This is a genomic window from Anabaena catenula FACHB-362, assembly GCF_014698735.1.
Classification (GTDB): Bacteria; Cyanobacteriota; Cyanobacteriia; order Cyanobacteriales; family Nostocaceae; genus Anabaena; species Anabaena variabilis_A.
Genome location: NZ_JACJTQ010000086.1, coordinates 1 through 7752 on the forward strand (window position 1 = coordinate 1; position 7752 = coordinate 7752).

Annotated in this window: 6 protein-coding genes and 1 pseudogene; 6 read left to right on the forward strand and 1 reads right to left on the reverse strand. The window is 36.6% G+C overall.

The features are described from left to right. Positions 1-100: 100 nt before the first annotated feature. The 6 genes from H6G68_RS26175 to H6G68_RS26200 all read left to right on the forward strand — a co-directional run bounded on the left by H6G68_RS26175 (position 101) and on the right by H6G68_RS26200 (position 7229). Entirely contained in the window at positions 101-1081 is a 981-nt protein-coding gene (locus H6G68_RS26175; protein WP_199332733.1) for a ParB/RepB/Spo0J family partition protein, read from the forward strand. Positions 1082-1385: 304 nt separating this feature from the next. Continuing rightward, positions 1386-3416 (forward strand): SH2 domain-containing protein, encoded by a 2031-nt coding sequence (locus H6G68_RS26180; protein ID WP_190909261.1) that lies wholly within the window; start codon positions 1386-1388, stop codon positions 3414-3416. A 183-nt stretch (positions 3417-3599) separates the two neighbouring features. Beyond that, the gene (locus tag H6G68_RS26185) at positions 3600-4676 is read left to right on the forward strand and encodes a hypothetical protein (protein ID WP_190909262.1); all 1077 of its coding nucleotides are present in this window, start codon (positions 3600-3602) and stop codon (positions 4674-4676) included. A 158-nt stretch (positions 4677-4834) separates the two neighbouring features. Beyond that, positions 4835-5281, forward strand: coding sequence for a DUF1257 domain-containing protein (locus H6G68_RS26190; protein WP_190909263.1), 447 nt, complete (start codon positions 4835-4837; stop codon positions 5279-5281). Between the two features lie 3 nt (positions 5282-5284). Further along, positions 5285-5491 carry a DUF2997 domain-containing protein gene (locus tag H6G68_RS26195; protein ID WP_190909264.1) on the forward strand — a complete coding sequence of 69 codons (207 nt, stop codon included), beginning with the start codon at positions 5285-5287 and terminating at the stop codon, positions 5489-5491. 121 nt (positions 5492-5612) lie between these two features. Next, positions 5613-7229 (forward strand): AAA family ATPase, encoded by a 1617-nt coding sequence (locus tag H6G68_RS26200; RefSeq protein WP_190909265.1) that lies wholly within the window; start codon positions 5613-5615, stop codon positions 7227-7229. A 262-nt stretch (positions 7230-7491) separates the two neighbouring features. On the opposite strand, the pseudogene H6G68_RS27750 reads toward H6G68_RS26200, so the two are convergent. Next, positions 7492-7626 (reverse strand): annotated as a pseudogene (locus H6G68_RS27750) (helix-turn-helix domain-containing protein); the annotation flags it as partial. Positions 7627-7752 lie beyond the last annotated feature (126 nt).

Consider the following 7752-nt stretch of genomic DNA (forward strand, 5'->3'; position numbering starts at 1 on the left):
GTGAGGATTGCTCTGAATATATTCAAATATACTGCCCATAACGTCTTACCAAAAAATACACTTTTATATTCTTATACCATAATTTAATTCTTTTTCGGAGATGTCTATTAGAAAAAATATCTTTAGGTTTAGAAAAATTGAAGTGAATACCAATAAAAAAGACCAACCTTATACCAGTCAATTAAAAGGCGTAGCTGCCTTACTTGGAGATAGTGTTTACCCAACTGAAGATACTACTACCACTCCGCATACAATTTCTATTGACTCTATCAAACTGCCTAATTCTCAGCCCCGGCGCTACTTTGATCCAGAAAAGCTAGAACAACTGGTAATATCAGTTAAAGAACACGGTATTTTAGAGCCTCTGTTAGTCCGTTCTTTAGAAGCAGGGCAATATGAGTTAGTTGCAGGAGAGCGACGCTACCGAGCCGCCCTGAAAGTAGGACTAAAAGAAATACCTGTTGTTGTTAGAGAACTCAACGATAGAGAAGCCTTGCAGTTATCCCTTGTTGAAAACCTGATTCGAGAAGATTTGAACCCAATCGAAGAGACTGAAGGTATACTTCAGCTTTTAAGTTTGAGGTTAAATCAGGATACTGATAACGTGGTTTCACTTCTCTACCGAATGCAAAATGAGGCTAAAGGTAAAGTTACCCAAAACGTTTTGGGTAGTGAAGATTCCGAAGCAATAGAAGCTGTATTTGATGCCTTGGGAATGATAAGTTGGGAATCTTTTGTCAGCAGTCGTCTACCGTTACTGAAACTGCCAGAAGATGTCCTAGATGCTTTGCACAAAGGTGAAATTGAATATACCAAAGCTACTGCGATCGCTCGTGTGAAAGATTTAGCACAACGAACTGCACTCCTGGAGGCGACGATAGCAGACAGTCTATCACTAACTCAGATTAACGAAAGAATTAAAGCAAGTCGTCAGGTAAACCCAGAACCACCTTCACTCAAAAACCGTTATAAGGAAGCATCAAGTCAATTACAAAAAGCGAAGGTTTGGGAAAATCCTAAAAAGCAAAAAGCTTTGGAAAAACTACTGGCTCAAATAGAAACTCTGTTGGTGGAGGAATAAACAAGAGCAGCAATAAAAATCAGGAATACCATTTGTTAATAAAACCAAAATACACGGCTTCTGCTCATTGAGGGTAGGAGCTACTTCTTTTAGAAGCAACGCGATGATTGCTTCCGGCAGTAAGCTCGGTGAAATCGCTTCACAAAGTACCGAAGCTCAAAAAAATAAATTTCTCAGTTATCATATAACCCCAATAGTCAGGAACATAGAACACGCTTATTATTTGCCCCATTTGAATATCCAGTTATTGACAAAAAAAATTTAGTTAGTTACATTTGTGCTACAAGTAGCAGTTAAATAAATCATGGAAAAGCTAGTAGAAAAGTTAAAAATTTTAATTACTAATAACGAATGGCAAGCAGCATTACCTTTACTAAGACAAGGCTTATTAGAAAACGAAATAGAATTATTGAAAAAAATAAAAGCGAAAGGGATATTCCGTTGCTCTTCTTACAATTACGAGGTAAAAACTTTACAAAGTTTGATTGATAATATTACAACAATCAACACATTAACAGAAGAGTCTATTAGTTATCTTAACTCTGTAAAATCAATATTATTTGCTGGACGTGAAGTCAAGAAGATTATTAAAAAATTAACCCAGGAAATTGATGAATCTACATTTAAAAGCTATTTGGTTTGTCTAGAAGCTTTATTCTGGCCGCATATTATAACCAGTAATACTTTTGATAACAGAATTAACTCTTTTCAGAGATTTGGATATAGTAAAGAAGAAATAGCTTCTGCTTTTTCTTTTTACTTTTTTAAGCTTAATGATAAAAAAAGTTTCGACATAAATCAACTAAATTCAGTTGATGTTAGAGGTATACGCGATAATATCTTTCTAAAGAATCTTGCAAATTTCTATAAAATAGTTGATTTTAGAGAAATTGAAATTTTATTAGATTATTTTACCTACAAAGCCGTACGGCAAGCAAATACAGTAATTATTGAAGCAGCAGATGGAAAGCTACAAAGAAGTATAGACTTAGGTTATATAAAAGCTGACGTTCAACATAGTGCTGACTCAGTTAAGTTAATGATGAATTTTAATATTACTGATGATAATTCTCTGATACGGAGTGCTAAAAAAATTGCTTTAGAACTTAAAGATAGACTATTTTCTATTGAAGAAAAACCTTCTAAGCGTATTGTGATGAAATTTCCTATTATTAAGGAAGTAATCAGTAGCGATAAACTTTTTATTGAAGAAATAATCCAAATAAATTCCATCCAAAAAGAAATATTTATAGACTTCGATCAAATTACAAAAATAAACATTTATAAAAATATTTGCTTGTTTGATATTATCAAATTACAGCGGTTTTTTAGTATTCTGCTTTTTGCATTATTTGGGTATATTGAAGCAGAAAAATTGCTTAATTCAAAATTATTCTGGCGTTCAATTATCCCTACTTTTGAAAAAGCATCTTTCTTAAAAATACTACAAGATTTATTTGGACACAATAAAGCAGATAATTTACTCGATTTATTATCATGGAATCCTGATTCAAATAAAATTTTTGATATACAATACCAACCTGTTCTAACTCTCGATAATTCAATCTTTTTACCTCTTGGGATATTGTGTAACTCTAATTTACCAAGAAATGCTCTTCAGTCTACAAATTTTAGATTTGATTCTGATGGAAAGAAAGATAATCTTGGCAAACTTCTAGAAGATGCACTAAAACCAGTATCATCTTTTGTACAAAGAAATATCTCGTATTCCTATAAAGGTATAGTGGGTGATATTGACATTATGGCAATAATTGAAAATCAATTGTTTATTTTTGAATGTAAGAATTCTTTGCATCCGACAAGCCCTTTTGAGCTAAGAACTAGCTATAATTATATTTTAAAAGGAGCAGAACAACTTAACAAAATTCAACATATTTTACAAGATGAAAATTTTAAAAAGGATATTTCCGCTAGATTGAATATCTCAATACCAACTAAATTACATAAATGTATTGTTACAGGAAATAGAATGATTAGTGGTTGGCAAGAACAAGGCAGTAATATAATACCAATTTATGAGTTAATAAATGTTATTACTAATGGAAGAATATCTATTAAAGAATTTGATATAGATGAAAATAAATTAGAAGGAATAATTTTTAAACTTTGGAAACAAGACTTTTTTAGTGTAAATGACCTTATTGATTATATAGAAAATAATTCATTATATGAATGTTACTTTACCTCAATGATCAATCAACCAAAAATTGTTCATATAGGTAACATCAATATTAGCAAGAGTAATTATATTTTAGATGTCGAAAAGTTTATTCAAGCAGCTTCTTCCAAATTTCAACTAGTAAATATCAAGTAATCAATAATTAACATTTGAATATTTTATTAGTCACTTTTTTAGCTGTAGTGATAAGTTTTCATAATTTTAAAAAAGCTAATATTTAACACAAAGTTGAAATCACACTACAGAATTTTGGCTGTAGCTATTAAAATCAAAGCTGACGCTTTGCAAGTTTGAGAAAACGATATTTCCCAAAACAATATGCTACAAGCAGTCATTCCCAACTCAAACGAAACCTTCCTCCAAAACGCTGTTGTTGAAAGATACAACTTCTCCAAACTAAACAAAACACGCATCCGGTTCAAGATTCAATTAAAGAAAACAACTAAAAGCAATGCTCCGAAATGGGCAGATGTTCTCAAAACGTCTCAAAATGAACAAGAATCAGACCTAGTAAAAGTTACAACTTCAGAAGTTGGTTTAAAGGGCATCAAAGTTTTCAAAGCCTTAGATGAAGCCGCAAACAAATTAAGACAAGAAATTGCATCAGTCCAAGAATGGATGAATTATGACAATGGTGACTGGATTTGTTCCATAGATTTAGCACCCATAGTCTGGAGTCAATTAATCGAAATTCGAGATAATATTGCCCCTACTTTACGCACCCAATTGAGAGAAGAATATGATGAGGGTTACACAGATTATCAAGAACGGATTGATAAATTTCTCTCACTGAATGCTTGGCAGTTATCTGTAGAACAACAACAAGAAGTTAAGCAAAACTTAGTAAAAGCTTTTCCCTGTTTAGAGGAACTAGAAGACTATTTACAAGTAATAATTGGTCGTCCTGTGATTATTCCTGCTATTAGCGAGCAATTGTCAGAACAACAAGCTGAATGTTTGCAGCAAATAACTCGGTTTATCGAGCAGTATGACACAAATTTAGAACAAACACTCAGAGAATCTGCGATCGCAGGTGGTGAACAATTAGCAGCACAATTACTCGAAGATTTGAGCAACTGGGAACCAGGACGCAAGCCGGTTAACTTCAAGAAAAAGATGGAACGTCATTTTAAGAAAGTGCAAATGCTTTTGGGTAACGCCAGTTTTGAAGCAGGTAGCAGTCTGGAACAAATGATGACTCATCTAGAAGACATTCTCGAAAACGCTTCTGTAGATGCCAAAAGGCTTGATTCACAGGGGCGTTCTCAATTAGAGGGAAAAATGGACGAAATTTACGCCAAGCTGCTGGATGAACAACGTCATCTTCAAAGATTAGCAAGTGATGAAGGTATGGGGTTAAGCAAAGCTACAGCCATGTCTCTCAAACTTCGGTAGAAAAACCTGTCTGTATCATCTTTGAACAAAAACAAGGTGTGAGGTGTAGATGAGAATAATACACCTCATACACTTGCTACGCAATTAAGAGAGGAAGTAATAGCAACTGTTTGCTTTCCTGTTTATCAGTCTTAATTTCCCAATTCACAGTAACTAAGATGTCACATTTCTCAACTGTCACCACAAAATTAACTAATCGTGAATGTTTAGTTGATGCTCTACAAGATTTGCAGCTTACCGTGCAAGTTTATGAGAAACCACAATTGCTCAAAGGTTATTACGACGACTCTGAAGGCAAAAGTGCAGAGATTGTTGTCCCTGGTCATACTTTAAATGCCCGCGCAGATATCGGATTTCTGTGGGATCAAGAAGTAAAGGTGTATCAAATCATCCATGATGCCTATGAAACAGTACCCCGACTGGGAGAAAACTTCTTTTCTCATACCCTCATGCAAGCCTACGGTAAAAACATGGTTCGCGCTAAAGCAGCACAGTTACAAGAACGGCTAGGAGAATGCACCATCACAGAAGAAACCAAGGGTCAGGTACATACCTTGCGTCTTGCATTCTCAGCACATCAACAAACTCAGCAAGTACGGAGATAGTTTATGGAAAGGGCAATATTGATACATTTTGACACTGCTACAGGTGAAGTAAAAATAGAAGCTGAAGGATTTGAGGGATTGTCCTGTCTAGAAGCAACCCAACCTTTTGAGGAAGCTTTGGGGATAGTGGAGGGCGATCGCATTTACAAGCCCGAATCCCACCAACAGCTTCGTAGCACCAATACTCACCAACACCGACTGCATCAATAAACTCAAACCAGGGAGGGGGAAAATATCTTCAATATTCCTCCCTCTCCTTCGCCTAAACAAGCTTTGCTATTTCATCAATACATTTTCACTGGGAAACAAACAAAATTCCTTATTCATAACCATGAAACTATCAAACCTAATTACCACCATTGATTCTCAAATACCCATCGTGGCTTTAGAGGTTCTATCTCCTGAAGAAGCCACTATCATTCAATGGTTAACTACTGAAGTCATGGATAAACTCAACAGTCCTGTGTATTTCTGGAATTTAGGAGTATCCAGCTTAGAACAATGTCTGATTGCTGATGACGGTGGACTGGTATTCAAATCAGTCGAGACTTATAAAAAGCCTCCTCACATAGACCCTCTAATATATGTATTCGAGTACATCAACAATTTTGAGGGAAATGGGGTGTTCATTTTGGGAGATATTCACCCTTTTGTGGGCAAAAACTCCCTGCAATTAAGTTGGGAAGTTCTTACCAGAGTCAAGAACTTGTATCATCGTCTCAAACCAACTGAAAAGCGCATTGTACTTCTGGGTCAAAATATTCAACTGCATGAATCTTTATTGAGGCTTATTCCTTGCTGTGAAGTTCCTTTACCTAGCATTGAACAAATTCAAGACCACTTAGAATCATATTTGCTCTATTTGCAAGAATCTGCCAGTGAGCAAGAGGTGAATTTTACAGTTTCTCTGACCACTGAAGATAAAGAAACCTTAGCAAGAGCAGCATTAGGACTAACTTTGGAAGAAATTAGCGACTTTCTGCGGTTGACTGTGAAAGAACGATTAACTTCTCAAGGCATTGTGATTGATGCTACAGTCATTTCCTTGGTTGTCGAATACAAAACCCGGCTATTGGCTCAAATGGGTATCGAATTGGGTAAACCAACGACAATACCTTTTGGGGGTCTAGATTTGCTGCGGGACTGGCTGCAACGTCGTCGTCGGTTATTTTCCCAAGAAGCGCGATCGCTCAATTTACCCCAACCTAAAGGAGTGCTATTAGCGGGGCCACCAGGGACAGGTAAATCAATAGTAGCGAAAAACATTGCAACTATCCTTAATCTTCCATTGTTGCAACTAGACATTGCTTCAATGCTGGGTAGTCTGGTAGGAGAATCTGAAGGTAATGTCCGCCGCGCACTCAGTACAGCCGAAGCGATCGCTCCCTGTGTCCTTTGGATTGATGAAGTTGAGAAGGCACTTTCCGCTAATGGCGATACTTCTGGGGTTTCGCAAAGAATTTTAGGAAATATCCTCACCTTCATGTCTGAGTGTACAGCAGGGGTGTTTGTGGTGGCAACCTGTAATGACCCAACTGCTTTACCGATTGAGTTCAAGCGCAAAGGTCGGTTTGATGAGAATTTCTTTGTTGACCTACCCACAGAAATTGAGCGTTGTCAAATTCTCAGGATTCATCTAGGACGTTACGGTATCAAAGTTCCTGAAGAGTATTTGGAAGCGATCGCTGCTAGTACCAGCAAGTTTAGCGGTGCTGAATTGGAAACTCTGGCCTCAGAAGCCGCACTACTGGCTTTTGATGAAGGAAGACCGCAGCAGGTAACACTAGCTGACTTAGAAAATTGCCAGCGAAATATTACGCCTTTAGCTGTTCAAGATGCTGCTGCTGTTGAGCGGATGCAGTCTTGGTCAAAGGTGGCACGACCAGCTTCTAGTCCTGTGCAGGTTTCCAAGAGAAGTCTTCGTACTTCTAAATTCCGTACCAATTAATATAAACAACAAAAGCATTCGCGGAGCGTCCCAGAGGGAACTAGCACTGCTGCAAGCAGTTCACCTTTAGCAGTGCGTTCCCTCTCGATGCTTCTGGTAGATGAGTAGTCAATCATTGTACTCACTCACGTATCAATTACATACAAAAATGCTCCCAGTTTACTATTAGGAGCGTTTCTGTTTCTCAAATGTTTTTGAGTTATTTAATCGAACAAAGATGCAAATATCCATTTCACCTGGTAAATGCTTGGATAGTCAAACTTTAAGCAGTCTCTAAGAAATCTCGCTGTAATGGATTTTCTGGAAAAAATACAGCAGGTGAAACTTTAAAAAACTCCGCAAATTTTTGGATATGTTCAACAGTTAATTTACGTTTACCATTGAATACATCAGAAACAAGTGATTCGGTTTTAAATAGACATCTCCGGAAATAGCTAAAGTGTTACTGCCACTGCTTTTAAAAGTGAGATGCCCCAATGCAAAGGTAGCTGGCTGGTACGCTAAAATAAGCGTTAGAGATGCC